This window comes from Streptomyces sp. NPDC058375 (assembly GCF_042723425.1).
Lineage (GTDB): Bacteria > Actinomycetota > Actinomycetes > Streptomycetales > Streptomycetaceae > Streptomyces > Streptomyces durocortorensis.
Genome location: NZ_JBHXJG010000023.1, coordinates 13,298 through 39,531, shown reverse-complemented (window position 1 = coordinate 39,531; position 26,234 = coordinate 13,298). Strand labels below are relative to the sequence as shown.

The following is a 26,234-nucleotide window of genomic DNA, read 5'->3' as shown; positions in this document are numbered from 1 at the left end:
CACTACGCTGACCCCATGGCGAAAGCGAAAGACGGAACGACAGTGGCGACGAACGGCACGGACGGCGCGGGCGGCACGAACACCGCGAGCGGCGATATCGCACGCAGCCTGGAGCTCCTGTGGGGCACCGGGGAGCGCCCCGGCCGCGGCCCCAAGCCGGGCCTCACCCTGGACCGGATCGTCACCGCCGCGGTCGCCGTCGCGGACGCGGAAGGGCTGGCCGCCGTCTCGATGCGCCGCCTCTCCACCGAGCTGGGCACGGGCACGATGTCGCTCTACCGGTACGTCCCCGGCAAGGCCGAGCTGCTGGACCTGATGCTCGACCGGGTGCTGGGCGAGCCCCTGCCCTCCGCCGAGGGCCGGGCCGACGACGCGCCCGCAGACCTGGCCGACTCACCCGGAGCCCCGGCCGACTCACCCGCAGTCCCCGCCGGGACGCCCGCAGCCTCCGCCGACGCATCCGCGGCCCCCGCCGAGGCGCCCCCCGCCCCCGCCGACTGGCGGGCGGCCGTCGACACCATGGCCCGCGACTACCTGGACAACCTGCGCCGCCACCCCTGGCTGCTGAAGATCAACCAGGCCCGTACGGTGCTCGGCCCCAGCGCCCTGCGTGGACTGGAGCTCGCGCTCACCGGCCTGCGGGGCATGGGGCTGCGCGACCCCGAGCTGATCGGCGTGATCATCACGGTCAACAGCTTCGTGGAGGGCCTCGCCCGCACCCAGGCCGACGCGGCGGAGGCGGTACGGCAGACCGGGCTGAGCGACGAGGTGTTCTGGGACCACCAGCGCCCGTTCCTGGAGCGGGCCATGCTCAGCGGCGCGTACCCGATGATGGCGAGCATGTCGGAGGACACCTTCAGCCCCGAATTCGACCAGTTCGAGTTCGGGCTGCAACGGCTCATCGCCGGTTTCGACGCGCTGGTCCGGGAACGGGCGGCGTCCCGCACATGACAGGGCGGCCGGCCCGTGCCCCAATGGATGTATGGACGCCAGCCGGGAGCTCGCTCCTTTCGTCAAGCAGTACGCCGTCCTGCTGAGCACCCACCGGCAGGACGGGACCTCCGTCGGCACACCGGTCAACATCGCCGTCGAGGGCGATCATGCGTTCATCCGCACGTTCTCCTCCGCCTGGAAGGTCGAGCGGATGCGCAACCACCCGCGGGTGGAGCTCGCCCCCTGCACGGTGCGGGGTGTCCCGACCGGACCCCAGATCAGGGCGCACGCACGCCTGCTGCGGCCGGGCACGAAGGAGAACACGCACGCGGCGCGGATGCTGTCGCGCAAGTATCCGGTCGTGCAGGGCGTGCTCGTCCCGCTCGCGCACCGGCTGAAGCGGGACCGGACGCTGCACTACGAGGTGTGGCCGGTGACGGACGAGAACTGAGGGACGTGCGGGAGCCGCCGAACCGGACAAGCCCCGGACAGTCTCCGCACGCAAGGGTTCCGCCACCGGATCGCACCTCAGCGCGACCCGGTGGCCCGCGAAATCCCGCCACCGGATCGCGAACGACCGCGACCCGGTGACCCGCGACATCAGCTACTTAAAGAACCAAGAGAAATAACCCCACCCGACCCACCCCGGCCTCTACCTGACGCATCCCAGGGGGTTCGTCACTCACACGGGTGAGGTTTGCCAACTCCACTGGATTTGGTGCCGGTTGTCCGGCATATGCTCTCGCCAGCACCACACCCGACATACGTCGGCCCCCGACCGGGAGTGCAATCCCAACCGAGGGCCTGGCCACCAAGGAAGAAGCCCCTTCCCGATGGATGCCCAGCAGAATACCGCCCTCACCCGCGCCCTGGCAGAGGTTCCCGGACCTCTCCCGGCACGAGGCGTGATCCACATCGTCATCCCGCACACCGACCGCTTCACCGTCGTCGGCAACCACCTGGCCCAGCACGCCGGCCTCAGCACCACGGCCGTGGGCTTCGCCGTACGCATCCAGTCCCTGCCCCAAGGCACCGAAGTCGGCGTCAAGGCCCTCGCCGCCCGCTTCCGCGAGGGCGAGAAGCTCATCGCCGCCGCCCTGCGCGAACTGGAAGCCCACGGCTACCTGCAACGAACCCGTACTCGTCTGCCGGACGGTCGGATCGTCACCCGCACGGTCTTCTGCAACCAGCCCTCAGGGCTGTTACGGCCCCTGAAGACGCCCCCACATCAGCCCGCCACTCAGCAGGCCCCGCCGCCGACGCCTCCGCCGAACCGAAACCCGGCACCGGTCCCGGCCCAGGTCCCCGCACCCCTGCCCCAGCCCGTACCAGCTCCGGCACCCACGCTTCAGCCCGTACCAGCGTTGGCCCCCGCGCCCCAGCCGGTACAAGTCCTGGCCCCCGCGCCCCAGCCCGTACAGGCGCCGGCCCCCGCGCCCCAGCCCGTACAGGTGCCGGGCCCCGCGCCCCAGCCCGTACAGGTGCCGGGCCCCGCGCCCCAGCCCGTACAAGTGCTGGCCCCCACGCCCCAGCCCGTACTGGCCCCGGCCCCCACGCCCCAGCCCGTACCGGCCCCGGCACCCGCTCCCGAGCCCGTATCGCCCCTCGCGACCACACCCCCGCGCGCGCCCGGACCACCACCCCAGCCGGCCACCTCGCTCTTCGTCCCGCTCGTCCCGCTCGTCCCACCCCCGACCGCCCCCAAGCCGCCGCCCCGGCCGCTTCCCCACCCCCACGAGCTCACTCTGGAGCTACACCGCGCGGCCACCGCTCTCCTGGCCGATCTCCGGCGTCACGCACCGGAGTTCACGCTCTCCGAGGACGAGATCCAGCAACTCGCCCCGGCAGTCGCAGCCTGGCTGGAACGCGAGGCCCACCCCGACACCATCCGCCACGCCCTCACCACTGACCCACCTCAGCCGCTCCGACACCCCGCGAAGCTCCTCAGGCACCGGCTCACCGCCCTGCTGCCCCCACCGCTCCCCGGCGCACACGACCTCGTGGTGCACGCCCCCCGCGTCACCGTCACGCCGTTCCAGACCTGCGACGGCTGCGAACGCGCCTTCCGCTCCCCCACACCAGGACGCTGCCGCGACTGCCGGACCGACCACGCGCAGACTGCCGCCTGACCTGTCCGTGACGGTGAGCACAGACTTGGGCCCTCGCGCGGTCGTCCTACTGGACGTCCTGGCGCATATAGGGAGGCGGCCACTCCCGTTCCCAGGCGGCGGAAACGCGGATGACCGCGTCACCGTGAGCCCGGGTCACGCCGGCCCCCGCCTCGTGATCGTCCGGTGTCAGAGCAACGACTGCGTCTCCGGCCTGTGCCACCTCCTCCGCACTCGGCTCCCGCGTCTGCCAACCGCGCTCCCTCAGCGAACGCACCATGTGGTGGAAGGCGCGCTCCGCGGACGGAGCGTCCTCGCAGGTGTACGTCCACTGGTGACCGGCGTAGCACGAACCGTCCTGCGGACGCACGAGAACGGCCGGCTCCTCATGGGAAGGCCGTCCGTCATCAAGGCTGTCCAGAATCTGACTGGAAACAGCTCGCACACCGTTCATTGCTTCCTGGCGTTCCTGCAACTCGGCATCGGTCCGGGGAGCCGGGTGACCAAGGGACGACGGCGCTGGTTCCCGGTCCCAGAAGCAGGGAGAGGTGACGCCTACACTCAGTTGGCCGCTCATCCCCATCGCTACCTGCATAAGGAAATCGTCGGGCTTGCTCCTCAAGTTGGCGGCTACCACGCGACGCCCGTAGGCCGGCGCGTCGTCTACAACGTGACCAGCTTCCTTCCAGTTCCCGAAGACCTTGCGAACGACATCTTCTGCCGATTCTCGCGGAATACCTTTTAGTCGGTAGTTACGCGTCAACGTGACACGTTCCTCGGATCCGCCGTCACTGGGTTCCTTGCAGGACCTCACTCCCCCACCGAACGACTCAAGAGTTGGCTCGGGAGTCACCCCATGAATGGCTTCCCTGATCAGCGCCTCAGCAGTGCGCTCCGCCTGACTCATATCCATTCCCGTGCCTCCATTTTGAGCAGCGGAACCACTCGATTCACTGCGCCCTGTCGAATCGTCGCCGCTTGCACCGCACCCGGCCGCGAGGAAGAAAATACTGACGATCAGGCAGAGCAGACGCCCAGTTTTCACTCCGATTCCGCCCCACTCATCGGATACTCGCCGTTCACGATCAGCGCCATATTCTTCAGGGATTTTGAGTTTTCATCCCAGTAGAGGCTGTGTGCAGCAAACGGAGGCCACTTGCTTCCGTCTTGCACTTCGAACTGCTGCCCACCAAAACCTGGGTCCGTGGGGTCAACCCCAAAGGGTCGCTCGCCCCAGCTCCAGGGATTATAGATGGACCGCGTCGGAAGGCTCGCAACTACATCGTTGCGAGACTTCCCCGCCCACACGTTCTCCGGTGGAAGATTCAAGTCAGCCGCATGATCCACCCCCACTCCCGGGCTGCCGACAAAAATAGCGGCATCAACGGGCGGAGTCTCATCCCCGGAGAGCATCTTCCCGGAGACCAGCGACCCATAGCTGTGCCCCAACAGAGTGTCGTTGGCAGGCTCGCCCTGATGCGAAGCCTGCAATCCGTCCAGAAAGTCATTGAGGACCGGCGCCCCTTGATTCGCCAAACCCTCCTTGGCCACCGCCACAGGACTCTGTGGCGCATCGTAACCGAGCCACATCAACGAGGCATACTTCTGGTCCGAATCTCCCATCTCAACCGCTTGACTGTAAAGGATCTCAGCCCTTTCGATGTCTCCCCCGACCGTTTCAAGTTTCGTATTCATGCCAGGCACGTACGTCATCACATTGTCCGCCTCGTCGGGGTTTCCGACCGAAACTATGGCATGTCCATTCTTTTCGGTGTCGATACCGAGCAGGTATAGCTCTGGAATTCCTTTCTCGCCGGTGGAGTCGAGGTGTTGCTGCACCTTATTCAGGCCAGCCAATTTCTTATCAATTCCTTTCAACCTGTTCTCGATTGAACGGTTCACGAACCGCCCGTCCCGCGAGAGCAGGTCCCGCATCAAAATCAATCGCTCACGCTCCATCTCCCATCTGGCAGAGGTGGCTCGCAAGGTATACCTGTTCCCTTCATCACGAATTTCCGAGGGCAGCCCATCCAGGGTACCGACCGTGGCGATATTGAGTGAAGCATAGTCACTCCTCTGCTCCTCAGTAAGCCCGTCCCACCACTCTGCATTCTCTTCAGGGGTTCCGTTCTTGGGGGGCTCAAGAATGAGGTTCAGGTAATCCTCAGCACCCTTGAGAGTGCCTCTCACGTCGTGGCGGGTGTTAATCCAGTCGCGACCGGACACCGTAAGATCGTCGTCCGCTTCGAGATTTTTGAGCTTCGCCGACCATTTCGCATCCACCTCGGTGGCCTCTTTTATAGCCTCGGCGATGCGATTGACGTAGGTTTGAGCCGCATTGTGGTTCGGGTTGATACCCGGCCCCTGCACCAGCGCGGCCCCACCCGACACCGTGCCGCCGGGGATGTTCTCACTGCCCGCCGGCCCGCTCCAGGCCCCGTAGCTGACCGAACCGTCGCCCCGAACCCGGAGGTGGGCGTCTGTCGCGTCGCCGACGGCGAGGTCGAGCTTGACTTTCGCCAGCCGCAGTTCCAGAGCGAATGCGTTGAGTGCGGCACTGATCAAGCCACACTCGACCTGGGCGTACTGGAAATTCTTGGACAGCTCCCGAAGTTGCGTCACTGCTGCGTTCAGCGCCTCGCCACGGAGGGACTTCTGCATCCCAGGAATCACCTGATTGTAGAGATCATCCTTGGCTTGACTGGCCATACTGCTGGCCTTGCGGTAGCCATCTGCCGCGTTCTCGAAATCAGAGATCCTTAGAGATTTGAGCGTTGCGTAGTCCACAGTCCGGATCACCGCGCCCGACTGTCGTGACCGCCGCCGTCGGTATCCTCGTACTTCTTGGCCAACCCGTCGAACGCAGCACGAACCGCGTCGTCGTTCTTGAACTGGTCGTTCCCCGTCTTCTCCAACAGGTCCTGGAGAGCGACGCACCTGTCGCGCACCCGGGTGATGTACTTGCTCCAGGACCGATAGACGCCCTTCTGTGCCGCTCCGCTCAGGACTTCAGCGTTGACTGCGGCTCCGGACTGTTCATGCTTCAACTCCGACAAGGCCTTCCGGGCGTTCCCTGCCAGTTTGCCGACGCTCTCGCCCGCCCGCGTCCAGGACACCTTGCTCGACCGGACTCCTCCGAGGCCCTCATCGGGGCCCTCGCCCACCTGGTTGAGCCGCACCTGCACCGTATGCCGCTGAGCGGCCTCGGCCTTGAGCTGTTCCCACTCATCCCACGCCATCCCCGTACCCCCTGAAGCCCGTCGCGCCCCGGAGCCCCTGAAGGCCAAGGCGCACTCATGTACCGCCTCCGAGTGTCCTTACTCGGACACACGTCGCACGACGAACGACGAACATTGTCCAAACACGGTGCATTGCCGAGGGCTACGAGGTCCCCTCGCACCAGCACCCCGTCACCCTGTCACCCCGGCGGTGAGACTCGGCGGCCTTCCCGTAGTCGTGGTGGTCCAAGGTCATCCGGACGCGCGGCGGCCTGCTTCCGTCGCAGCCCTCGAAGTACCCGGCGACCGTGACCGCACCCGCTCCGCAAGGAAGCTCACGATGCAGGCGAACCACGGATCCCAGCAGCGTCATATCCTTTCGCCTCAGGCGCGCCCGCAGGTCTTTGACTCCCACGTCCAGGGCCGCGAGCTAAGGCGCGGCCAGCCTGATGCGGGGTGTCGGCTGCTCCACCGGCAGGTCGGGGGACCATGTGAAGCCGAAGGAAAATCCCGGCACGTCATCCCCTCCGATCTTGACGAACGCCTCGCAGAGATTGACCGAAAGACCGCCAGGGGCGAAGCGGGCGAAATCGACCAACCCGTCGTCTCGGATGGTACGGCCGGCCGCCTCACGGGCACAGCCCAGAGCCGTGTACAGCGTCCGCGTCACTCGCTTCGCGAACGGCACCTCACGGGAGTTGTGGTCGAACAGAAGGCCTTGGGCCGACCCCTCGGGCAGCGGAGTACACACGGCGACGAAGTAGCTGCCCACCCTCGTCTGATCCAACCGGACGGAGCACACATGGTCCTTGACCGCCTGGGACTTGTTCGCGGGCTGGCCGGGCTACCAGCCGGAGCTCAGCCCTGCCCTTGCCCCTATCCCCGCTTCCGCCGGAGCGCGAACCACAGGATGCCCACCCCGACGACGATCGCCGCACCGAGCCCGGCACCGCCCTTGCCGTCGCCTTCCCCGCCACCGCCCTGGTCACCGGCTTCACCACCGGCGCCACCGCTCCCCGACGAGGGCTTCCCCTGCTCCTGGCCGCCCCCGCCGGAGCCGCCGCCCTCCGCCTCCACCCGGACGACACCGCTCCGGGCCCCCTCCGAGCCGAACATGAGCGCCGAGCCGTCCGCCGTGTACGTCACCGACTCGGCCTGCCGCTGGAACGGGGCGGCGACCGAGCGGTCCTCGCCGAGGCGGCCGTTCTCGAAGGCGTACTCGCGGGCGCTGAAGTACGAGCGCAGCACCAGGCGCTTCCCGTCGGGCGAGAAGGCCCCGTCCGTGACCCACGGCACCTCACCGACCCGCCGGAACGTGTTCACGGCCCCGGCGGTGAGCTTCGCGGGCCCTTCGTAGAGGCCGCCGCCGTCCTCGTTCTTGGAGGCGATGTAGACGCGGCCGGTCTTCGGGTGGACCATCAGCGCCTCGGCGTTGCGGGCCCCGTCGGCGTACTTCACGTCGTACTGGACGGCGTTCACGGTGGCGTCGCGCAGTTCCTTCGGCTCGGGGAAGCGGTAGATCCAGACATGGCTCCACGAGCCGTCCAGGTTGTCCCCGATGTCACCGACGTAGAGGTCGCCGTCCGGCCCGATCGAGATGCCCTCGACGTCCCTCGGCTCCCCGACCCCCCGCATGGTGATGGTGGCGAGGGTCTTGCCGGTGCGGGAGTCGACGGCGAAGACGTAGGGGCCGTCGTCGCTGTCGTTGTGCGTCCAGTAGACGCCGGGGTGCGCACGGCTGGCGGCGAGGCCGCTGGACTCCGTGATGCGGGGGTCCTCGATCGTGAAGTCACGGTCGGGCCGCCCGTTGTCGGCCACGGCCGGACCGGCCCCGGGGAGCAGCAGAAGAGCGGCGGCGAGGGCGGCGGCACGGGTGCCCGCCGGGCCGGTCAGATACGAACGCATGGCCCAAGTGTCCATCGTCACGTCGCAGGCCGGAGCCGTGATCGGCCATGATGACGCCATGCGTTTCCTCTTCGTCGGCGATTCCATGACCATCGGGCGCGCCGGCGACGTCACCTGGCGCTACCGGATGTGGCAGCACCTGGAGGCGTTCCCCGGCCTCCCGTACGAGATCGTCGGCCCGCGCGCGACGCTGTACGACGCCGAGGCGAACGCCCCGCTCTCCCACGCGTACGCCGACCCGTCCTTCCCGCCGCCCGCCCGCCGCCACCTGTCGGGCTGGGGCGAGGGCTGGCTGCACATGGCCCCGGTGATCGCGGACGCGGTGCGCGAGGCGAAGGCGGACGTCCTGCTGGTCTCGCTGGGCCTGATAGACCTCGGGTTCTACACGGACGCCGAGCAGACGGCGGCGAACGCCCGCACGTTCATCGAGGCGGCCCGGACGGCGAACCCGCACCTCCGCATGGTGCTGCTCCCGGTGATACCGAACGTCCGGGCCGAGACGGACGCGCCCTTCGCCGCCTCCTGCGCCCACTTCAACGAGCTGCTGGCCAAGGCGGTGGCCGACCTCGACACTCCCGCCTCCCCGCTGCTCCTGGCCTCGCACCCGCCGGGATACGACATCCACACGGACACGTACGACGGCACGCACCCCGGCCCGACGGGCGAACACCTCCTCGCCGCCGCGTTCGCCGACGCGATGCACCAGGCGTGGGGGCTGGGCGGCCCGTACGCGGGGCAGCCGGCGCTGGTCGGCGGACCGGTCACCGCGGAGGGCTGACCCGCCCCGAGGCCGGCTCCCACACCGAGCAGTCGTGCGCGAAGAACACCCGCTGCGGATCGAACGCGGCCAGCCGGTCCAGCCAGGGCCGATACGGCGGAAGCGGCTGCGCCACCCCGTCGAGGGCGGCGCGACGGGCCAGCTCGTCGGAGGCGTAGTGCGAGGCGAAGTCGTGGGCCTGCCCGGCGAGGACGACGGCCGTACCGTCCCCCTGCCGGACCACCAGCGACTGATGTCCTGCCGTATGCCCGGGAGTCGGAACGACCCACACCCCGGGCCAGACCTCAGCTTCCCCGGAGAGCTCCTCGTACACCGCACCGGGGAAGTCGACCAGGGCGTCGATGGTGTACCCGCCCCGCCGCGCGACGGCCAGCTCGGTCTCCTGGACCAGGACGGGCACCCCGGCCAACAGAGGATTTCCGCCGATGTGGTCGAAGTGAAGGTGACAGTTCACGACGAGCGCCACGTCCTCAAGTGCCGCCCCCGCGGCGGCAAGCGCGCCTTCCAGCGGTCGCCGCCGGGGCCGGTAGTGCGCTTCGGCCCCGGGATCCCCCGCCCCGATACCCGTATCGAAGAGAATCCGCCCGCGCTCGTGCTCGACGAGGTAGGCGAGCACGGGTTCGACTCTGGGGTGCGGCCCGCCGGTCTCGGACGCGGGCCGGACGAAGAAGCCGAGATCGAGGCGGTGCAGTGCGACGGTCTCGTTCGTACGCTGCGTCATACGGCCAGCCTGTCAGCTCGGCCGGCCGGTTGTCCTCGATCTCAAGCGTCCCGGGCGAGCTTCCGGCCGTCATGCGCCCGCACGCGGGCCGCGCCGTCCATCAGGGCATCGGTGACCCGGACCGCGTAGACCTCGGCCATGCGGCTGGTCACCTGGTCCGGGGTCAGCCACTCAACTGCCGCTGATTCATCCGAGAGTTGCTCGCTTCCGCCTTCGACGCGGCAGCGGAAGACCAGAGCGACGATGCCTCGGGAGGTGTTCTTGTAGACGCCGGTCAGCCGGTCCACGTCGACCTTGATGCCGGTCTCCTCGTAGACCTCGCGTCGTACGCCGTCCTCGGGGTCCTCGGCCAGTTCGAGCACGCCTCCGGGCGGCTCCCAGGTCCCGTTGTCGGCCCGCTTGATCGTGAGCACCCGGCCGTCCTCCCGGACGACCACCCCGGCTACGGACACGGAGTGGAGCGGCGTTGACGGGGTTTCCTGACGGATGTTACTCATGTACATGAGGATAGGAGACTCAGAAGGACTATGGCGAGTAGCGATGTGACCTCTTCGACCAAGGCGAAATATCTTCAGATCGCCGACGACCTTGCCGCGCAGATCCGGTCCGGCGTCCTGGCAGCCGGGGACGCCGTGCCGAGCGAGACGGCCCTCATGGAGCGGTACGGCGTCGCCTCGGGCACGGTGCGCAAGGCGGTCGCCGAACTACGGGCGACCCAGCTGATCGAAACCCACCACGGCCGGGGTTCGTTCGTCCGGTCCAGGCCGCCCGTACAGCGCAAGTCCTCCGACCGGTTCCGCCGCACACACCGGAAGGCGGGCAAGGCGGCGTACCTCGCGGAAGCCGAACAGTCCGGTGACAAGCCGTCCGTGACCGTCCTCTTCATCGGCCCTGCCGAGGCACCGCAGGAGATCGCCGAGCGGCTGGGCGTGTCCGCCGGCTCCCAGGTCCTCGCCCGCAAGCGCCGCTACTTCAGGGAGGGCGTACCCGCGGAAGAGGCCACCTCGTACCTCCCGTGGGACGTGGTGAAGGACATCCCGGAGATGTTCGCCGAGAATCCCGGCGGCGGCGGGATCTACGCCCGCCTTGAAGACCACGGCCACACCCTCGCCGAGTTCACCGAAACCGTCCGGGCCCGCCTCGCGACCAAGGCCGAGGCGACCGCACTCGCACTGAGCCCGGGCTCTCCCGTGATCCACCTGGTCCGAAACGCGGAAACGAAGGCCGGACGGGTCGTGGAGGTGTGCGACACCGTCATGGCCGCCGACCAGTTCGTCCTGGACTACCGCTTCCCAGCCACAGACTGAGGCGTCATCAGGCAATCTCCGCGCACGCCCTGACTCCACACGACGAACCACTTGACTCATGTACAGGAGTGCGGCACCCTATCGACCGTCACTCATGTACATGAGTGGAGGAGATCGTCTCTTCTATATGAGGTGCTCATGCCGCCGTCCAAGGTTGCTGAAGTACGGATGACACTGCGGGTCTCGCACGACTCGGGCCGGACGTGGGGGCCACTCACCGAGGTATGCGTGGGCGACAATCCGGCGCTCCCCGACAACCCCGGCGTCTTCCCGCCCTGCACGTGCGGACGCTGCGCGGAGCTCAACTCCGCCGAATCCCTGCGGAGGGTGTCGTAATGCGCTGCAATCACTGGCGTCGCGTGCCACCGGACCTGGCACGAGAAGCCCGGCAGAAGGCCCCGGACGGATGCGTCGACCGGGCCGTTCAGTGCCAACTGTCCGCCCACGGGGGCGAGAAGCACTACGGGCTCCTTGCCGAAGTCAACGCGTACGGCACCGCTCTATGGCTCCGTTGGTACGGAACCTCAACGGACCTGACCGCGCTTCAGGACTGTCCGGTGACCGGCCCCGTACCGGACGGAGAGGGCTGCTGCCTCTTCGTCGGCCACCCCGAGCAGCACACCTGGCAAGACGCCACGGGAAGTGTCTCGGCCATCGATTGACCCCGCATACCCCCTCACCACGCGACCGGCAGCGAGGGAAAAGGCTTCACCTTCGGGATGTCGACAGCGCCGCTGCGGGCAGGCGTTGCTTCTCGGAAGCCTTCGGCACCCACACCCCGAACAGGCGCTCCAGATGCTCCAGAACCTGCGTTGAGCCCAACACCTCGTCGTCCGCCGGCCATGCGAGCGCTGATGGGTCGTCACCATCGTTGTACGCCGGAAGGGCAGGGTCGAAGGTCGACAGGACACGTCTGTCGACCGCGTACTCCACCCGCTGCACGGCATTCACGTCCCTGCTGACAGCGATGACGCGGGTGCCTCGGGAGAGCGCAGAGAGATAATTCCGGGCGGAGACGTACGACGTGGAGGCCTGGATCGCGAAGGACCATCCCTCGATGGAGCCGGCCCGGACGACCGCGTCGGTCTCACGCCGCAGGAACCCCAGCTCTTCCACGGCCTCGACGTCCAGGTCGTCCAAGTCGTAGGGCTCGTCCGCCGCGTTGCGGAGCTCGATCTCCTGGGCTTCGACGCTGGTGAGCGGGTGGAGGGACGCGCGCTCGGCTCCGAGCCGTTCGAGCACCTCCTCCGGCGTGAGGCCTTCGCAGAAGGCGAGGCTGTAGCCGAAGGGGTAAGCCTCGTATATCCAGCCGAGTCCGTCCGTCATGTGACCAGTATCCAGCTGAGTCCGCCCGTCATGTGATCGGGCGGCTCAGGGCGGGGAGAACATCGCGCAGGTACGCCACCGTTCACCGTGACCGTCGCCGCCGCCCGTGCTCCTGCCGAGGCGTTGACCGCCAGGCCCGTCCGGTACACGCCCCGGCCGGCAGCGGGCGCCCCGGCAGAAGCTCACCCGCTCCGCTGCGACCCCAGCATCGTCAGGGCCAGCTGGGTCAGTTCGCCCGAGACCTCGCCGGGGCGGGCACGGCGGCAGCGGCGGGCGTGGTGGGCCATCAGCTCGTGGACCGTGCCGACCATCACCATCACGTCGACCCGGTGGTCCCGGTCCTCCGCCTCGCCCCGGTCCACCGCCCGCTCGGCCTCCCCCGTCAGGAACTCCGTCCACAGCGCCCGCCAGAGCTTGCAGTGCTCGTCGACCACGGCGCTCACGCCCAGCACCTCGACGAACGTCACGCGGGCCTCGCGCGGGTCGCGGGTGACGGCTTCCACGTACGCGTCGAAGAGCCGCCGGACCCGCTCCTCGATCGAGCACTCCTCGATGCCCTCGGTCAGCAGCGCGCTCTCCGCAGCCCGCAGCCCCGTCGTCGTGACCCGGTTGTGGAGGGCGATGAGCAGCCCCTCCCGTGACCCGTACTCCTGACGCAGCACCTCGACCGGCACCCCGGCCGCCTCGCACACATCGTGCTCGGCGGTCTCCCGGTATCCGTTGATGCCGTACAACTCCCTGGCTGCTTCCAGAAGTTGTTCCCGCGCTTGCGTGCGCGCGACATCCCCGGGCCCGGTCCGCTGAACCGTCCAGCTGTCCGCCACCGGTCCTCCTTGAGCGCAAGGTGCGGGAGAGGGGCCTGCGCGCCTCTGCACGAACCGCCGCCCCATTGTGCTCGCCCCACCGCCGTCCGGACGGCCGCGCCACACCCATACGGGGGAATACCCGCACGCGGAAACGCTTCTTCTTTGCACACCCCCGGACGCACCCCGGGCGCGCCCCGAACGCGCCCCGCCCACCGCCCACCCTGCGTTGAACGCGTTCAAACTGCTCTGGCACGATGACCGTAGCTGCCGCCCCCGGCGGGGGCGTGCGCGTACATCACCGTGCGCAAAGGGGGGCTCAACAGTGGAGAAGACGGCGAAGAGAACCGGGATGGGAACGGGGACGGGGACGGGGGCGGGGGCGGGGGCGGCGCAGAGGACGGGGAAGAAGCGGCTCTTCGGGCTGTCGCTGCTGCTCTCGATCCTGGTGCTGCTCCTGGAAGCGACGCTCGCGCTCGTCGTGTCCATCGTGTACGGCGTCACGCAGGAGTCACCGAACGCGGGCGTCGGCGGTTCGGCGATGTTCATCTTCCTTCTGCCGGTGCTCGCCGTGTTCGCGACCGTGATCGCCGCCGCGCTGTCCGTGGGCCTCGTCTTCCCCACCGCCTGGCTCAGCGACGTACTGGGGCGCCGGTTCGGCGGGCGCGAGGTGTGGTGGTGGGTTCCGGTGGTGGCGGGGGCCGTCTCCCTCGTGCTCCTCGGCGCCGTCGTCGTCCTGGCCGACGGCGCGGGGGCCGGCGCCGCCGCCCTGGGGTGGTTCCTGACCACGGCCGCGCTCACCGTTCCGGCGCTGCTCTGGCGGTCGCGCCGGGAGCGGGTCTTCGGGCCGGTGACCCTGTGGGGAGCGGCCGCCATCGTCCTCACCGCCGTCCTCGGCGGCGTCGGCCTGGGGACGGGGCTGCTCCAGGAGTACCGACCACCGGCGGTCACCTCGGCCGACATCGTCGGCCGCTGGTCCGACGGACGCGGCGGAACGCTCACCTTCGGGGCCGACGGCCGGGTCACCGCCGACGCCATCGACGACGACCTCGGCGGCTGGGGACCTGGGGACGGGGAAGACGACGGCGACATCTGTACGGGGCAGGGCACCTGGACGTACGAACCCGGCGAGGGCCGATGGTCACAGGTGGTGGCCGTCAGGGTCGACTCGTGCACGTACGGCACCTGGAACGTCGGCGGTACGGAGAGCCGGCTCGCCCTCTACCAGTTCATCGGCGACCCGGACTCCTGGGACCTGTACGAGCTGAGGAGGACGTCCGAAGAGCCGTGACCCCGCCCGCCCCCTCTCCTCGCACGCCCTCACCGCCGCCCCTCGCACGCCCCCGCCTCACCCCTTGACCGTGAACTCCCCCCGCAGCAAATCCTCGTCCCGGGACGACGGGCCCACCAGCAGTTCGAAGCGGCCCGGCTCCACGACGCGGACGCCCTCCGCGTCCACCAGCGTGCAGTCGGCCACCGGGAGTTCGAAGAGAAGCTCGCGCGACTCGCCCGGCACCAACTCCACCTGCCGGTAGGCCTTCAGCTCCTTCTCCGCCCAGGTCACCGACGTCACCGTGTCGCTCACGTACACCTGCACCGTCTCCAGCGCCGCCCGCGTCCCCGTGTTGGTCACCGTGACCCTGGCCCGTACGGTCTCCGACTCGTCGACCACCGCCGTCAGCACCTCCAGGTCCGTGTAGGCGACCGTCGAGTAGCTCAGCCCCTCGCCGAACGCGAACGCCGGGCGCTGGGTGAGGTCCGCGTAGCGCGTACCGTGCTGGCCGCGCACCTGGTTGTAGTACGTCGGCTGCTGGCCCGCGTGCCGGGCGAAGGAGAGCGGGAGGCGGCCGGTCGGCTCGATCAGGCCGAGGAGCAGTTCGGCGATCGCCCGGCCGCCGAGCATGCCCGGGTTGGCCGCGTACACGATCGCCGCCGCATCGAGCGCGGAAGGCGGCAGCACCAGCGGCTTGGAGCTGATGACCACGACGACCAGCGGCTTGCCCGTCGCCGCCAGCGCGTCCAGCAACGCGACCTGGTCGCCGACGAGTTCGAGCGTCGCGGTGGACTTGCCCTCGCCGATCAGCTCGATCCGGTCGCCGACGACGGCCACCACGTGGTCGGCGGCCTCGGCCGCGGCGACCGCGTCGGCGATCAGCGCCGGGTCGGGCGCGGCAGGGACGACGACCTCGGGGCGGGGCTGGCCGTCGGGGAAGAACTCCCCCTCCGGGTCGGGCCCGACATCCAGGATCCGGGCGCCGGGAGCGTACGAGACGGTCCAGTCGGCGGGCACGTGGTCGCGGAAGCCGTCGAGGACGGTACGGATCATGGCGCGCGGCTGGCCGTCCGGCAGCCAGTCGGCCTGACCGGAGGAGCCCGCCCAGTCGCCCAACTGGGTCTGCGCGTCATCCGCGTTGGGGCCGACGACCGCCACCGTACGAGGGCGTCCGGGGGCCAACGGCCTGCCCCGGCCGGCCTCGTCCGCCGTCAGGCCGCCCGCGAACGGCAGCGTGCCGTCGTTGGCCAGCAGGACCAGCGAGCGGCGGGCCGCCTCCAGGTTCAGCACCGCGTGCGCCCCGCTGCCGATGACCTCGGCCTGCCGGGCGGAGTCGGGGTGGCGCGGGTCCTCGAAGAGGCCCAGCTCGAACTTGAGCGTCAGGATGCGGCGTACGGCGGCGTCGATCTCCTTCTCCGTCAACGCGCCCTGGGCCACGGCCTCCTGGGCCCCCGCGAAGAAGTTCGACGTGGTCATCACCATGTCGTTGCCCGCGCGGACCGCCGCGGCCGACGCCTGCGCGTAGTCGGCGTAGACCTTCTGCTCCCACACCATGCGGCCGACGTTGTCCCAGTCGGTGACCAAGGTCCCGGTGTAGCCCCACTCGCCGCGCAACACCTCGTTGAGCAGCCAGTTGTTGACGGTGATCGGCACGCCGTCCATCGACTGGTAGCCGAGCATGAACGTCCGGCACCCCTCCTTCGCGACCCGCTCGAACGGCGGCAGGAACCAGGAGCGCAGCTTGCGGCGCGAGATGTCCGCCTCGCTGGCGTCCCGGCCGCCCTGGGTCTCGGAGTACCCGGCGAAGTGCTTGGCGCAGGCCAGGATCGCGGTCGGGTCGTCGAGGCCGTCACCCTGATAGCCGCGCACCATCGCGGAGGCCAACTCACCGATGAGGAAGGGATCTTCGCCGAAGGTCTCACTCACCCGGCCCCACCGCAGGTCCCGGGTGATGCAGAGCACCGGCGAGAACGTCCAGTGCACCCCGGTCGCCGCGACCTCGACCGCCGTCGCCCGCGCGATCCGCTCCACCAGCTCCGGATCCCAGGTGGCGGCCATCCCGAGCTGCGTCGGGTAGATCGTGGCCCCCTCCCAGAACGAGTGCCCGTGGATGCAGTCCTCCGCGACGAGCAGCGGGATGCGCAGCCGGGTCTTCGCGGTGAGCGCGGCGGCCTCGCGCACCCGCTCCGGCGAGGCGTGCAGGATCGAGCCCGCGTGCAGGTCCTCGACGAGGTGCCGCACGCCCTCCTTGGCGTTGAGCTGAAGCATCTGGCCCACCTTCTCGGGCAGCGTCATGCGCCCCAGGAGGTCGGCGACCCGCTCCGCGACGGGCAGCGCGGGGTCGAGGTACGGCGGCTTGAGACCCACAGGACTTCCTTTCACGACGGCTATGACGGCTATGACGGCTACGACGGCTACGGCAGCCATCACGACCACGGCGGCACTCGCAGTACCGTACGCTCAATCCCGACCGCTTGGTAAGTATTCGCCCCTGTGAGAATCTGGGGCGGAACGAGAGGCGTGGCGATGACAGCGGGTGAATACGCGTGACCCCGGAAACCCGGCGCGGCTACGCCAAGGGCCGGGCCAAGCGGATCGAGATCCTCGACCAGGCGATGGCCCTGTTCGGCGAGGCCGGCTACCGGGGCGCGTCGCTCCGTGTCATCGCCACCCGGTGCGGCATCTCCCACCCCGGACTCCTGCACCACTTCCCGACGAAGGAGGCGCTGCTCCTCGCCGTACTCCAGCGGCGCGACGACGTGGACGACGAGTGGCTGGCGCTCGGCGTCACCCAGGGCGTGGACCATCTGCGCCGACTGGTGGACCTCGCCGAGCTGAACGCCAAGCGGCGCGGGATCGTGGAGCTGTTCTCGGTGGTCGCGGCGGAGGCCACGGCCCCCGACCACCCGGCGCACGCGTACTTCGAGGCCCGCTACCGTACGTCCGTGGCCAACACCGAACGCGCCTATCTCCAGGCCCGGGAGGCGGGCGAACTCCGGGACGACGTCGATCCGTCGGCCGCCGCGCAGCAGCTCATCGCGCTGATGGACGGCCTCCAGATCCAGTGGCTGATCAGCGACTGCGCGACGGACATGGCGGAGGTGCTGCGGGCCCACGTCCGCGCGCAGTTGACCGTGCGGTTCTGAAACGGGTGTGGCTCCCCGAGCCACTGACAAAATGAACGGGTGCCATGCCGACGCCGTTGATGGGACTTCTCCCGCATCTCAGCGGGGCGGCTGAACCGGCGTGCGCCCTGGTGGTCGTGCTGCTGCTGCGGAACCGGCCCCACCCGCTGCCCAAAGCCTTCGGGGCGGCGGCCCTGCTCTTCGGCTTCTCGGCCGCGGCCGTGTCAGCGTCATGGCCGGCGGCCAGCAGGGGTACGAGGACGCCTCGGCGATCAGCCTGCGCCGCATCCACAGGTTGATCAGGGCCCAGAGCCTTCCACGGACCCCGCGTACGGCCTGCACCGGTCAAGGGCTCACCCGCTCGATCCCGCGGCGGCCGGCGATCCGGGCCATGGTGAGGCAGTACAGCGGGGCGAAGACGAGTTCGGCCGCCATGGCCTGCCAGGGCGCGTCGGCGGCGGTCTCCGTGCTGGCCAGTTCGCCGAAGCCGGCCGCCAGGCCGAAGGCCAGCAGGTTGTTCGCGACGTGCATGACGATCACGGCTTCGAGCCCGCCGGTACGGATCACCAGCCAGCCCCACCACAGCGCCGAGTACAACAGCAGGAGGAACCCGGAGAGTTCACCGAACCCGTGGGCCAGGGCGAACAGCAGGGACGCGACGACGATCGCGGGCCAGGGTGTACGTACGACCCGGCCCATCACCTGGACCAGCCAGCCCCGGAAGACGTACTCCTCGGCGGCGGCCTGGAACGGGACGAGCGCCAGGATCACGGTCAGGCTCAGCAGAAAGACGGGCCATCCCGGGAAGCCGCTCCCCGACTCCCCGACCGGCTCGTCGTTCCAGGTCCACGCGATCAGCAGGCCGATCTGCACGATCATCAGCGGGAAGCCCACGGCGGCGCACCGCCCGAGCCAGCCCCAGCGCAGCCGCCCGACGACGGAGGAGACGGTCCCGGCCGGGCGCCGGCCCAGCAGCCGGACGGCCAGGAGGACGATGGGTATGCCGATCGCGATGCCGAGGAGCTGGACGACCAGGTCCGCGACCGGGTCCTCGAAGAAGAGTTCGCTGTCCGCCGAGGCGGGCCCCGCGCCCAGCAGCTCCGCGACGACCAACCCGATGATGCTGACGACCAGTACGCCCACCACGACCAGCACCACGACGACCGACAGCTCGCCCAGCCAGCCGAACCGTCCGCCCTGGCCGTTGCGCCCCTGCTCGTCGTAGCGGGATCCCGAGGGCGCCCGCACCGGACCGCTCGGCGGGCGGCTCCACTCCGGGGGCCTGTCCCAGCCCTGCCCGCCCTGCCAGGCTTGCCCGCCCTGCCAGGCCTGTTCCGACGGGCGCGGCGGCTCGCCGGATGACGACGGCGGGGCCCAAGGGGACGAAGGCTGGGGCTGGGGCTGGGGCTGGGGCTGGGGCTGGGGCTGGGGCGAGTCAGGGTTCACAGCGTCGATCCTGGGCGCGCACGCGCACGAGGTCAAAGCACGGACCGGCGCGGGTGAGCAGATTCACGGCCCTCGCAACGCCCCGGTCACGAGTGGATCGAGAAGCTGCGCCCAAGGGAACCCTTGGCCGGGTCTCCCCCTCCCGCCCCCACGCGACGAGCGAACACACGTGCGTCGCAACGGGGTTGCTGTGGCAGACTGCGTCGACTGAATGGTCCACACCACGTGTATCTGGAGTTCGGCATGACGGCACAGGCGCCTCACCCCCCGATCGACACCAGCAAGCCCCACTCGGCCCGGGTCTACGACGCGCTGCTCGGCGGCAAGGACAACTACCCGGTGGACCAGAAGGTGGCCGAGCTCCTGCCCATCGAGGCGAAGGTCGGCGCCCACCAGCAGCGCTCCTTCATGAACCGCGCGACGGCCTGGCTGGCGGGCGAGGGCGTGACGCAGTTCCTGGACATCGGGACGGGCATCCCCACCGAGCCGAACCTGCACCAGACCGCCCAGGAGATCCACCCCTCCGCCCGGGTCGTCTACTGCGACAACGACCCCATCGTCCTGCGCCACGCGGAAGCGCTGCTGGTCAGCCGGCCGGAGGGCGTGACGGACTACGTCCACGCCGACGTCCGTGAGCCCGCGATCATCCTCGACGCGGCCCGCGAGACCCTGGACTTCGACCGCCCGATCGCCCTGTCGCTGCTCGGCCTCCTCCACTTCCTGCCGGACGCCGAGGACCCGATCGGCATCGTCCGCACGTTCACCAGCGCCATGGCGCCCGGCAGCTACGTCGTGCTGTCCCAGGGCGCGTCCGACGTGAACGAGGAGCTGGGGCAGCAGAGCGAGGACGAGTACAAGAAGGGCGGCATCCAGCTGGCCCTGCGGACCCGTGAGGAGTTCTCCCGGTTCTTCGAGGGCCTGGAGATCGCCGCCCCCGGCCTGGTGAAGGCCCCGGAGTGGTTCAAGGGCACCCCCGCGCCCACCCAGGAGCTCAGCGGCATCTACGTGGCGGTGGCCCGGGTTCCGTAGCCGGAAGCGATCTCGTCCGCCTGGATCTCGATAGCGACGCGCTCCCGCCAGGAAGGCGGCGGGGGCGCGGGGTCTGCCTCGGCCCGGACCATCAGGTCGGCCCAGTAGGCGCGTTGCTGATCGCGGTGGCAGGGCCCGCAGGTGGTGACCCATGATTCGTGCGGCCGGAACATGTGCTCCTCGCCGGGCCCGTCACAGGCGATCAGGGGCAGGGGCAGGGGCCGTGACGGCGGTGGCTGAGCGGATCCCGCCGCCACCGGATCCCCCAGGTCCGCCGTCTCCTCCGGGCGCGGGGGCAACTTCTCCACCAACCGGTGCGCCAGGAACCCGAAGGCCGTACGTACCCCTTCCGGCGGCAGCGCGCCGCTGAGCGCCAGTCGCAGTTCCCCGGCGCTGACGCCCCGTCGCAGCCACTCGGCGGCGAGCGCGGCGAGCTTGCGGGCCTCGCACACTCCGAGGGTGAGCTGCCGGGCCTGGTGCCTGAGCGAGAGCAACACGCGCTCGGCGAGTGCGAGTTCCTCCTGCGAGGGCGCTTCCGGTTCCCCGGGGACTTCCTCCGCCTCGGCCGCTTCGGTGGGTGGGTGGGAAGAGTTTTCGCCCTGTTCTTCGTCCGCGGGTAATTGACCACCGGCCATCCGACCGGTCGGCTCACCGACGGTCGGAAAGTGCGCACTCGGAGCGGGCCACGTGTCCGGCACGGCGGAACCGCCCGTGCTCTCGTACCCGTCGGCGGGAACACCGGCCCGGAGCCGCGCGGCCTGCTCGTCCGTCAATGGCTCGTTGCTGAAGACCTGGACGGTCCGCCAGCGCCCTCCGGCGACGGGCTCCCGCTTCTCGTGCACATACCCGTACGTCACGAGGTCGGCCTTGGCCTTCTGGTAGGCGCGACCGGTCATACGGATGGCACGGGCATGCTCGCCCAAGGCCTTGTCCCGGTCCTCTTCGGGGAGCCCCTGGACGTAGAGGATCAGGATCTTCGCGTCGCTGCCGATACGCGGATGACGCACCACGCTGTTGGAGGCCTTCGTGTAGCCACGAGGGGGCGGGATAACATGCGAAAGCATCGCGGGTGGACTCCTGATCCACTAGTGGTGAAGGCCCTCGGGTTGGTGCGCAAACACCCCCGGGGGCCGCTCTATGTGCCTCTTCGACTGACCACACAGAGCGTGATGACACGATCACAGTACCGCAGAGCGTGGCACCCCCTTCACCCTCGGCGTGCAACAGATGTACATCTGCTACATTGATTTTCATGAGTGAGCCCGTGACCGAATCCATGGCAGAGGTACGCAAGCACCTCGCGGACGTCATCGACCGCGCCCGCCGTGACGAGACGCCCACGATCATCACCCGCCGAGGCAAGAGCGAAGCGGTCATCGTGGACATCGACGAGTACCGACGCCTGCGCGAGGCCGCCGAGCGGTACGAGGACGAATGGCTCAACCGACTGGCAGACAAGGCGGAGGCCGAAGGAACTGAGGGATCGGTGTCCCTCGAAGAGATGGCCGCACTTCTCCGGTCGGCCAACTGACCCATGGGCCACGTCACTCGATTCACGGCCCACGCCCAGCGGGACCTGCTCAAGATTCCGCTGCCGGAAGCCCGACGCATCCTCGGCCGTCTGGCAGACCTCCAGAAGGCCCTGGACGCGGGGGACCTCGCCGCATTCGACGTCAAGCCGCTCCAGAGCCATCACGCACGCTGGTGTCTCCGAGTGGGTGACTACCGGGCCGTCTACACGGTGGAGGACGGTCGGCTCATCGTCTGGGTGCTGACCGTCGGCCACCGTCGAGACATCTACCGAGCTCTCTGACCTCGCCCTCGGAGCAGGCCGACTGGAATACTCCGCGCGGTGGCGCACGGTGCTGGAGCGAACGGACGCGCAGGGCATGACCGTGGGCCTGAACGTTCTGCGGGGCAGTGCCGCCCGCCGGCTCTACGAGCGCCACGGATTCGTCAGGGAAGCGCAGGACCCGATCGACGTCTTCATGGTGCGCCCGCCAGGACGATGCCGCTGAGCCGCTGAGTGGGTAGGGCTCGGTTGTGCGCAACAGACGCCGTATCTAGGCAGGAGAGACATGACAGCGCTCACAGGCAAAGCAGCCGTCGTCACCGGCGGCTCACGGGGGATCGGTCGAGCTGTCGTGCTGCGGCTCGCACGGGACGGCGCGGCGGTGGTCTTCAACTACGCGCAGAGCCGGGATGCCGCGAACGAGGTCGTACGGCAGGCCGCGGCGGCCGGCGGGAAGGTCATCGCGGTGCAACGGGACCTGGCCGAAACGGGCGCGGCCGAGGAGTTGTTGGCCACCGCCGAACGGCAACTCGGCGGCCTGGACATCCTGGTCAACAACGCGGCCCTGCACACCGAGGTCGTCCCCATCGCGGAGACGGCCGAGGCTGATTTCGACAGGGTGATGGCCGTCAACGCCAAAGCGGTCTTCCTCACCGTGCGTTACGCCGCACGGCACATGCGGGACGGCGGACGCATCGTGAACATCTCCACCCTCAACACCGTGTTCCCCGCCCCCGGCAACGCCCCCTACGCGGCCAGCAAGGGGGCCCTCGAACAACTGACCCTGGTGGCGTCGCGCGAGCTGGGCGCACGCGGCATCACGGTCAACACCGTGTCCCCCGGTGCCACGGACACCGACCTGCTGAACGCGGCCAACGAGCCGGAGAAGCTGGCGACGGCCATCGGAATGACCTCGCTGGGACGCCTGGGCCAACCGGAGGACCTGGCGGACGTGGTCGCGTTCCTGACGGGGCCGGACGGACGCTGGCTGACGGGCCAGAACATCCGTGCCAACGGAGGGGTGCTCTGAGCCGCGCTCCGGCGAGGCCCGCCTAGACCAGCCACTGCCCGTCGCGCATCAGGGTCCGTCCGGTCATCTCGGGCACCGTTCCGTACGCCTGCAGGACCTGCGGGGTGACCCGGAAGAAGACGTACGACGGGTGGTCCTTGCGAGGATCCCAGCCGTCCTTGGCGGCGAACGCGTCGCCGACCTCGGCCGGAAGCTCCTCCCGGGTCAGCATGCGCGCGGTGCCGTGGACCAGGACCACGTCCCGGGTATGGCCGAAACTGAGCCGGACCCGCCCCGAGGAGCACAGATTGCGCCCGGTCGGGTTGGTGTCCCGGGTGGCCAGCCACACCGCCTGGCCGTCCCACCAGAAAGCCAGCGGAACAAGGCACGGCTCGCCGGTGGCGTCGGCCGTGGCGACCCATACGTCGTTGTCCCGGACGAGCCGCTCAAGCACCTCACGCTTGCGCTGCTCCGGGCTACGGGGACCGCTGCGAGGGGAGTCAACTGCCGTCATGCGGGGAGAATATGGCGCGCCGCACCCCTGCCGCATCGGGCGGCGGACCTACGCCGCACGGCGGAGGCGTCGTGGCCCTACAACTGCGAGGACTTCGCGCTGTTCCTCAAAGAGGCTCCCGGCGCGCAGCTCTTCCTCGGCGTCGCAGACACCCCGGATCGACGGTGCGCCGCACTCTCCTGAGTTCGCGGCCGACGAGCGCGCGATCGGCCACGGCGTGCGCGCCATGACCGGTCTCTTGACTCATCGCTGGCGGTCCGGCCCACCGGCTAGGTGCGCGAGGTTGCGGCTCCCCACTGAGGAGTTGCGGAAGCCGCCGCCCCGGCCGACTTCACGACCGCTGCCCGGGCCCGATGACCGTGAGACCCACCTGCTCGGCGAGCCAGTGCGCGTACGGCTCCTGCGTCTGGCGGCCGTCGAAGACGACGCTGCGGACGTGGACGAGGACGGTGTGGTCGTCAGCGGGTTCGTCGAGTTCACGGGTGGGCGTGTTGAGGAGCAGCGTCACTTCGGCGTGCTTGGACTCGCCGTAAAAGCCCACGTCCGGCGCGTCCGGCCAGCACAGCGACTCCCAGTTGACGTAGCCCCTGTGCGGGCCTACGGCCGCCGTGAAGGCATCCTCGATGCTGCCGACCGGCAGGTCTTCCTGTTCGTACTCCACCGGCAACCTCCCTTCGTACGCGGCCGGGTCGGCCGGCAGATCCGGCCCCCTGATGCCGACGACCAGAGCGGGCTGATCCTCGAACGGCACCCCGTCGAACTCCCCGTACTCCTCCTGCCCCCGGAACCACCCCCCGGGCAGCTCCTGCGCCATCCGCCGCACCTCGGCGACGGAGGGGAGCTCTGCGTACACGTAGACCTCGGAGTGCTCCCACCGACCGAACTCCACGAGACGACGCGCAGTGCTCAGGGCGAGGGCACGGTCGGGGGTACGGAAGACGGGGTAGGCGATGTCGTTGGACATGCGGCGACTGTGCCACGGCCCGTCATGCCACGTCACCGCGATGACGAGGCGATCGTCCGGCACCGGGGCGCACGGAAGGGACCACGGGACGTGCGCGGTGCCGTGGAATCAGGCCCTCGAACGCCTCCTGCCAACGGGCAGGATCTACGCTGTGACCCGCGCCCACCACCTCCCGTGTCAGGAGGACATGTGCAACGTGGCGAAGTCTGGTGGATCGAGTTCGATGAGCGGCGGCTGGTCTGCTCCAGACGGAGGCGTACGCCCGGGCCGTCTTTGCGAGCCACTACCCCACCTATGACGACGATGAGATCGAGGCGAAGGTGGCCGCTCGCCTCGAACGGCAGAAGCTGTTGTCCCGCAGGCCGCTGCGCGACATCAGTTTCGTCCTGGAGATGATCGTGCTGACCCGGCCGATCGGCGGCCGTCGCGTGATGAAGGCCCAGCTCCACCACCTCGCCGAGGTGGCACGGCTCCGGCATGTACGCATCCAGCTGATGGACCCGTACCGCGAGGACCATGCCGCGCTGGACGGCCCCTTCGTCCTGCTGGAGACCGACAAGCGCCAGCAGCTCGCCTATATCGAGGGGCAGGGCGGCAGCTTCTTCCTCACCGAACATCCGGAGCTGGGCAACCTGTTCGGCCAGTATGGCGTCACCCGGGCCCAGGCATACACTCCGGAGAGGACGCTGGAAACGATCGAGAAGATGGCAGAGGAACTATGAGCACCGACCTCCACTGGTTCAAGTCCAGCTACAGCGGCAGCGAGGGCGGCAACTGCGTAGAGGTAGCGCTCACCTGGTCCAAGTCCACGTACAGCGGCCCCCAGGGCGGCGACTGCGTAGAGGTAGCCACCTGCCCCCACACCGTCCACATCCGCGACTCCAAGGACCTCACCGTCCCCGCGCTCGCCGTCTCCCCCGGCACCTGGACGTCGTTCGTGGAGTTCGCCGCGTCGTAGCACCCGGCCGGGGCCCGCGAAGGGTGTTCGATGCGGGCCCCGGCCGACCGTGCCGTCAGACCGTCTGGCCGATGGCGGCGCGGGCCGACAGGCGGAACTCCTTGATGGCCGCGTAGAGGGCTCGTTCCCGTTCGGCGGCCAGGGCCGAGTCCTCGGCCTTGCGCGTGGTGTCGCCCGCTCGGGCGTGCTCGGCCATGCGCCGCATGACGTACGAGAGATCGGCCGAGGCGTTCGTGTCTTCACGGCCGGGGCGGCGTCCGCTGGAGCCACCTGGTGTTCGCGTCGGCATGACGTGCCGCACGGCACCGTCCATTCCGGCACCGTCCACGCCGGGGCCGGCCGGGGTCGAGCGGCGTAACGGGCCTGTCCTCCGGGGAGATCAGCTCTCCGGGTCCGGAGCCGTGGACCGCACCAGAGAGACCGGCTCCGTCTGCTGGTTCGAGGCGGAGACGCGGGTGGTGTGGCGGGTGAGGCGCAGGCCCATGGCGGTGAGGGCGTCGGTCTCGTAGAGCGCGCACAGCAGCGCGGCCGCGGCCGGGAGCGGCAGGGGGGCGGTGGGGCTGTAGCCGAGCTGCTCGGCCGTGTCGGGGTCGTCGAGGGCGGCCTGCCGGGCGTGGGCGAGCACCTGGCGGGGGTCGTCGACGACGAGTTCGTCGATCTGGATGCGCTGGGCGCGGACGCGCAGGTCGAGCGGGCGGGCCTGGGTGGGCCGCGGGGCCACGACGACGGACCGGAGCTTGGGGTGGGTTAGGGGGGTCACGTCGGCCAGGCGGTTCAGCGGAGTCGGGTCGGTCAGGCCGGTCGGGTGGTTCATGCGGTGGGCTCCAGAGAACGGGCCGCCGGAACGACGGTGCACGGGACGGCAGTACACGTGAGGGCCGGGGCGGTGGCCGAGGCGGCGGGGGCAGGGGGCAAGATCGGCCCGGTCTCACCGAGTTGGCGTGTGATGGAGTCGGACATGCTTACCTTGGGAGCGGCGTGCGGGCGTCGCAAGGTGCGCTGTGTGCACTTGGCGCAGACTGCGC

The 26,234-nt window shown here is 69.4% G+C and carries 30 protein-coding genes and 1 pseudogene; 15 read left to right on the top strand and 16 right to left on the bottom strand.

Annotation, left to right across the window (positions count from 1 at the left end; genetic code table 11):
• Positions 1-15 precede the first annotated feature (15 nt).
• The 3 genes from ACFWM7_RS06530 (at position 16) to ACFWM7_RS06520 (ending at position 3,062) form a co-directional block, all read left to right on the top strand.
• On the top strand, positions 16-951 hold the full coding sequence (locus tag ACFWM7_RS06530; protein ID WP_383255813.1) for a TetR/AcrR family transcriptional regulator: 936 nt from the start codon (positions 16-18) through the stop codon (positions 949-951).
• A 31-nt stretch (positions 952-982) separates the two neighbouring features.
• Entirely contained in the window at positions 983-1,384 is a 402-nt protein-coding gene (locus ACFWM7_RS06525) for a PPOX class F420-dependent oxidoreductase (RefSeq protein ID WP_383255811.1), read from the top strand.
• Between the two features lie 382 nt (positions 1,385-1,766).
• Complete coding sequence (locus ACFWM7_RS06520) at positions 1,767-3,062, top strand: hypothetical protein (protein ID WP_383255808.1); 1,296 nt, start codon at positions 1,767-1,769, stop codon at positions 3,060-3,062.
• Between the two features lie 46 nt (positions 3,063-3,108).
• On the opposite strand, the gene ACFWM7_RS06515 is transcribed toward ACFWM7_RS06520, so the two are convergent.
• From ACFWM7_RS06515 to ACFWM7_RS06495, 5 genes are all read right to left on the bottom strand, one after another.
• Entirely contained in the window at positions 3,109-4,086 is a 978-nt protein-coding gene (locus ACFWM7_RS06515) for a hypothetical protein (RefSeq protein WP_383255805.1), read from the bottom strand.
• Complete coding sequence (locus ACFWM7_RS06510; protein ID WP_383255801.1) at positions 4,083-5,828, bottom strand: alpha/beta hydrolase; 1,746 nt, start codon at positions 5,826-5,828, stop codon at positions 4,083-4,085. Before ACFWM7_RS06510 ends, ACFWM7_RS06515 begins: the two co-directional genes overlap by 4 nt.
• Positions 5,829-5,836: 8 nt before the next feature.
• Positions 5,837-6,280: a hypothetical protein gene (locus ACFWM7_RS06505; RefSeq protein ID WP_383255796.1), complete on the bottom strand. Its 444-nt coding sequence runs from the start codon at positions 6,278-6,280 to the stop codon at positions 5,837-5,839.
• 409 nt (positions 6,281-6,689) lie between these two features.
• Entirely contained in the window at positions 6,690-7,031 is a 342-nt protein-coding gene (locus tag ACFWM7_RS06500; protein WP_383255794.1) for a hypothetical protein, read from the bottom strand.
• Between the two features lie 104 nt (positions 7,032-7,135).
• A complete protein-coding gene (locus ACFWM7_RS06495) occupies positions 7,136-8,164 on the bottom strand; it encodes a WD40 repeat domain-containing protein (protein ID WP_383255792.1) in 1,029 nt (342 codons plus the stop codon).
• Here ACFWM7_RS06495 and ACFWM7_RS06490 point away from each other — a divergent pair.
• Positions 8,163-8,942: a GDSL-type esterase/lipase family protein gene (locus ACFWM7_RS06490; protein WP_383255790.1), complete on the top strand. Its 780-nt coding sequence runs from the start codon at positions 8,163-8,165 to the stop codon at positions 8,940-8,942. The two genes, ACFWM7_RS06495 and ACFWM7_RS06490, sit on opposite strands and share 2 nt — an antisense overlap.
• Here the strand turns inward: ACFWM7_RS06490 and ACFWM7_RS06485 are convergent.
• Both ACFWM7_RS06485 and ACFWM7_RS06480 read right to left on the bottom strand, forming a co-directional pair.
• On the bottom strand, positions 8,926-9,663 hold the full coding sequence (locus ACFWM7_RS06485) for an MBL fold metallo-hydrolase (protein ID WP_383255788.1): 738 nt from the start codon (positions 9,661-9,663) through the stop codon (positions 8,926-8,928). The two genes, ACFWM7_RS06490 and ACFWM7_RS06485, sit on opposite strands and share 17 nt — an antisense overlap.
• A 41-nt stretch (positions 9,664-9,704) precedes the next feature.
• Positions 9,705-10,172, bottom strand: a complete 468-nt coding sequence (locus tag ACFWM7_RS06480) for an NUDIX hydrolase (protein ID WP_383255854.1) — start codon at positions 10,170-10,172, stop codon at positions 9,705-9,707.
• 18 nt (positions 10,173-10,190) lie between these two features.
• Between ACFWM7_RS06480 and ACFWM7_RS06475 the strand changes: the two genes are divergently transcribed.
• Positions 10,191-10,970 carry a GntR family transcriptional regulator gene (locus tag ACFWM7_RS06475; RefSeq protein ID WP_383255786.1) on the top strand — a complete coding sequence of 260 codons (780 nt, stop codon included), beginning with the start codon at positions 10,191-10,193 and terminating at the stop codon, positions 10,968-10,970.
• A 335-nt stretch (positions 10,971-11,305) separates the two neighbouring features.
• Positions 11,306-11,632: a hypothetical protein gene (locus ACFWM7_RS06470; RefSeq protein ID WP_383255784.1), complete on the top strand. Its 327-nt coding sequence runs from the start codon at positions 11,306-11,308 to the stop codon at positions 11,630-11,632.
• 46 nt (positions 11,633-11,678) lie between these two features.
• On the opposite strand, the gene ACFWM7_RS06465 is transcribed toward ACFWM7_RS06470, so the two are convergent.
• Positions 11,679-12,296, bottom strand: coding sequence for a DUF6461 domain-containing protein (locus ACFWM7_RS06465; protein WP_383255781.1), 618 nt, complete (start codon positions 12,294-12,296; stop codon positions 11,679-11,681).
• Between the two features lie 182 nt (positions 12,297-12,478).
• Complete coding sequence (locus ACFWM7_RS06460) at positions 12,479-13,120, bottom strand: TetR/AcrR family transcriptional regulator (RefSeq protein ID WP_383255778.1); 642 nt, start codon at positions 13,118-13,120, stop codon at positions 12,479-12,481.
• A 331-nt stretch (positions 13,121-13,451) separates the two neighbouring features.
• On the opposite strand from ACFWM7_RS06460, the gene ACFWM7_RS06455 reads away from it, so the two are divergent.
• Entirely contained in the window at positions 13,452-14,390 is a 939-nt protein-coding gene (locus tag ACFWM7_RS06455; RefSeq protein ID WP_383255776.1) for a hypothetical protein, read from the top strand.
• 57 nt (positions 14,391-14,447) lie between these two features.
• On the opposite strand, the gene ACFWM7_RS06450 is transcribed toward ACFWM7_RS06455, so the two are convergent.
• Positions 14,448-16,739: a glycoside hydrolase family 3 N-terminal domain-containing protein gene (locus tag ACFWM7_RS06450; RefSeq protein WP_383255774.1), complete on the bottom strand. Its 2,292-nt coding sequence runs from the start codon at positions 16,737-16,739 to the stop codon at positions 14,448-14,450.
• 179 nt (positions 16,740-16,918) lie between these two features.
• Here ACFWM7_RS06450 and ACFWM7_RS06445 point away from each other — a divergent pair, with 179 nt between their 5' ends.
• On the top strand, positions 16,919-17,518 hold the full coding sequence (locus tag ACFWM7_RS06445) for a TetR/AcrR family transcriptional regulator (RefSeq protein WP_383255772.1): 600 nt from the start codon (positions 16,919-16,921) through the stop codon (positions 17,516-17,518).
• A 324-nt stretch (positions 17,519-17,842) separates the two neighbouring features.
• Here ACFWM7_RS06445 and ACFWM7_RS06440 read toward each other — a convergent pair whose 3' ends face one another.
• Positions 17,843-18,745: a CPBP family intramembrane glutamic endopeptidase gene (locus ACFWM7_RS06440; RefSeq protein ID WP_383255769.1), complete on the bottom strand. Its 903-nt coding sequence runs from the start codon at positions 18,743-18,745 to the stop codon at positions 17,843-17,845.
• Positions 18,746-19,186: 441 nt separating this feature from the next.
• Between ACFWM7_RS06440 and ACFWM7_RS06435 the strand changes: the two genes are divergently transcribed.
• Positions 19,187-19,972 carry an SAM-dependent methyltransferase gene (locus tag ACFWM7_RS06435; RefSeq protein WP_383255767.1) on the top strand — a complete coding sequence of 262 codons (786 nt, stop codon included), beginning with the start codon at positions 19,187-19,189 and terminating at the stop codon, positions 19,970-19,972.
• Here the strand turns inward: ACFWM7_RS06435 and ACFWM7_RS06430 are convergent.
• Positions 19,945-21,036, bottom strand: coding sequence for a hypothetical protein (locus tag ACFWM7_RS06430; protein ID WP_383255765.1), 1,092 nt, complete (start codon positions 21,034-21,036; stop codon positions 19,945-19,947). The genes ACFWM7_RS06435 and ACFWM7_RS06430 overlap by 28 nt on opposite strands.
• 188 nt (positions 21,037-21,224) lie before the next feature.
• Between ACFWM7_RS06430 and ACFWM7_RS06425 the strand changes: the two genes are divergently transcribed.
• From ACFWM7_RS06425 to ACFWM7_RS06410, 4 genes and pseudogenes are all read left to right on the top strand, one after another.
• A complete protein-coding gene (locus tag ACFWM7_RS06425) occupies positions 21,225-21,503 on the top strand; it encodes a type II toxin-antitoxin system Phd/YefM family antitoxin (protein WP_383255762.1) in 279 nt (92 codons plus the stop codon).
• A gap of 3 nt (positions 21,504-21,506) precedes the next feature.
• Positions 21,507-21,785, top strand: a complete 279-nt coding sequence (locus ACFWM7_RS06420) for a type II toxin-antitoxin system RelE/ParE family toxin (protein ID WP_383255760.1) — start codon at positions 21,507-21,509, stop codon at positions 21,783-21,785.
• 31 nt (positions 21,786-21,816) lie between these two features.
• Positions 21,817-21,990, top strand: a pseudogene (locus ACFWM7_RS06415) (N-acetyltransferase); the annotation flags it as partial.
• Between the two features lie 60 nt (positions 21,991-22,050).
• A complete protein-coding gene (locus ACFWM7_RS06410) occupies positions 22,051-22,794 on the top strand; it encodes an SDR family oxidoreductase (protein ID WP_383255757.1) in 744 nt (247 codons plus the stop codon).
• A gap of 22 nt (positions 22,795-22,816) precedes the next feature.
• On the opposite strand, the gene ACFWM7_RS06405 is transcribed toward ACFWM7_RS06410, so the two are convergent.
• Positions 22,817-23,287 carry a pyridoxamine 5'-phosphate oxidase family protein gene (locus tag ACFWM7_RS06405; protein WP_383255754.1) on the bottom strand — a complete coding sequence of 157 codons (471 nt, stop codon included), beginning with the start codon at positions 23,285-23,287 and terminating at the stop codon, positions 22,817-22,819.
• Between the two features lie 331 nt (positions 23,288-23,618).
• Positions 23,619-24,251: a hypothetical protein gene (locus ACFWM7_RS06400; protein WP_383255751.1), complete on the bottom strand. Its 633-nt coding sequence runs from the start codon at positions 24,249-24,251 to the stop codon at positions 23,619-23,621.
• A 239-nt stretch (positions 24,252-24,490) separates the two neighbouring features.
• On the opposite strand from ACFWM7_RS06400, the gene ACFWM7_RS06395 reads away from it, so the two are divergent.
• The gene (locus tag ACFWM7_RS06395) at positions 24,491-24,973 is read left to right on the top strand and encodes a DUF5753 domain-containing protein (RefSeq protein WP_383255851.1); all 483 of its coding nucleotides are present in this window, start codon (positions 24,491-24,493) and stop codon (positions 24,971-24,973) included.
• Complete coding sequence (locus ACFWM7_RS06390; protein WP_383255748.1) at positions 24,970-25,209, top strand: DUF397 domain-containing protein; 240 nt, start codon at positions 24,970-24,972, stop codon at positions 25,207-25,209. Before ACFWM7_RS06395 ends, ACFWM7_RS06390 begins: the two co-directional genes overlap by 4 nt.
• Positions 25,210-25,264: 55 nt before the next feature.
• On the opposite strand, the gene ACFWM7_RS06385 is transcribed toward ACFWM7_RS06390, so the two are convergent.
• Both ACFWM7_RS06385 and ACFWM7_RS06380 read right to left on the bottom strand, forming a co-directional pair.
• Positions 25,265-25,522: a hypothetical protein gene (locus ACFWM7_RS06385; protein ID WP_383255746.1), complete on the bottom strand. Its 258-nt coding sequence runs from the start codon at positions 25,520-25,522 to the stop codon at positions 25,265-25,267.
• 66 nt (positions 25,523-25,588) lie between these two features.
• Complete coding sequence (locus ACFWM7_RS06380; protein WP_383255744.1) at positions 25,589-26,023, bottom strand: hypothetical protein; 435 nt, start codon at positions 26,021-26,023, stop codon at positions 25,589-25,591.
• Between the last annotated feature and the right edge of the window lie 211 nt (positions 26,024-26,234).

What these genes read in the sequence shown, in the direction of transcription:
- ACFWM7_RS06455 (WP_383255776.1), top strand. Translation starts at nt 13,452, where the DNA reads ATGGGAACGGGGACGGGGACGGGGGCGGGGGCGGGGGCGGCGCAGAGG.
- ACFWM7_RS06435 (WP_383255767.1), top strand. Translation starts at nt 19,187, where the DNA reads ATGACGGCACAGGCGCCTCACCCCCCGATCGACACCAGCAAGCCCCAC.
- ACFWM7_RS06530 (WP_383255813.1), top strand. Translation starts at nt 16, where the DNA reads ATGGCGAAAGCGAAAGACGGAACGACAGTGGCGACGAACGGCACGGAC.
- ACFWM7_RS06380 (WP_383255744.1), bottom strand. Translation starts at nt 26,023, where the DNA reads ATGAACCACCCGACCGGCCTGACCGACCCGACTCCGCTGAACCGCCTG.
- ACFWM7_RS06465 (WP_383255781.1), bottom strand. Translation starts at nt 12,296, where the DNA reads ATGACGGACGGACTCGGCTGGATATACGAGGCTTACCCCTTCGGCTAC.
- ACFWM7_RS06420 (WP_383255760.1), top strand. Translation starts at nt 21,507, where the DNA reads ATGGGCCACGTCACTCGATTCACGGCCCACGCCCAGCGGGACCTGCTC.
- ACFWM7_RS06425 (WP_383255762.1), top strand. Translation starts at nt 21,225, where the DNA reads ATGAGTGAGCCCGTGACCGAATCCATGGCAGAGGTACGCAAGCACCTC.
- ACFWM7_RS06490 (WP_383255790.1), top strand. Translation starts at nt 8,163, where the DNA reads ATGGCCCAAGTGTCCATCGTCACGTCGCAGGCCGGAGCCGTGATCGGC.
- ACFWM7_RS06390 (WP_383255748.1), top strand. Translation starts at nt 24,970, where the DNA reads ATGAGCACCGACCTCCACTGGTTCAAGTCCAGCTACAGCGGCAGCGAG.
- ACFWM7_RS06495 (WP_383255792.1), bottom strand. Translation starts at nt 8,164, where the DNA reads ATGCGTTCGTATCTGACCGGCCCGGCGGGCACCCGTGCCGCCGCCCTC.
- ACFWM7_RS06405 (WP_383255754.1), bottom strand. Translation starts at nt 23,287, where the DNA reads ATGACGGCAGTTGACTCCCCTCGCAGCGGTCCCCGTAGCCCGGAGCAG.
- ACFWM7_RS06475 (WP_383255786.1), top strand. Translation starts at nt 10,191, where the DNA reads ATGGCGAGTAGCGATGTGACCTCTTCGACCAAGGCGAAATATCTTCAG.
- ACFWM7_RS06525 (WP_383255811.1), top strand. Translation starts at nt 983, where the DNA reads ATGGACGCCAGCCGGGAGCTCGCTCCTTTCGTCAAGCAGTACGCCGTC.
- ACFWM7_RS06520 (WP_383255808.1), top strand. Translation starts at nt 1,767, where the DNA reads ATGGATGCCCAGCAGAATACCGCCCTCACCCGCGCCCTGGCAGAGGTT.
- ACFWM7_RS06400 (WP_383255751.1), bottom strand. Translation starts at nt 24,251, where the DNA reads ATGTCCAACGACATCGCCTACCCCGTCTTCCGTACCCCCGACCGTGCC.
- ACFWM7_RS06485 (WP_383255788.1), bottom strand. Translation starts at nt 9,663, where the DNA reads ATGACGCAGCGTACGAACGAGACCGTCGCACTGCACCGCCTCGATCTC.
- ACFWM7_RS06410 (WP_383255757.1), top strand. Translation starts at nt 22,051, where the DNA reads ATGACAGCGCTCACAGGCAAAGCAGCCGTCGTCACCGGCGGCTCACGG.
- ACFWM7_RS06505 (WP_383255796.1), bottom strand. Translation starts at nt 6,280, where the DNA reads ATGGCGTGGGATGAGTGGGAACAGCTCAAGGCCGAGGCCGCTCAGCGG.
- ACFWM7_RS06385 (WP_383255746.1), bottom strand. Translation starts at nt 25,522, where the DNA reads ATGGACGGTGCCGTGCGGCACGTCATGCCGACGCGAACACCAGGTGGC.
- ACFWM7_RS06470 (WP_383255784.1), top strand. Translation starts at nt 11,306, where the DNA reads ATGCGCTGCAATCACTGGCGTCGCGTGCCACCGGACCTGGCACGAGAA.
- ACFWM7_RS06430 (WP_383255765.1), bottom strand. Translation starts at nt 21,036, where the DNA reads ATGCTTTCGCATGTTATCCCGCCCCCTCGTGGCTACACGAAGGCCTCC.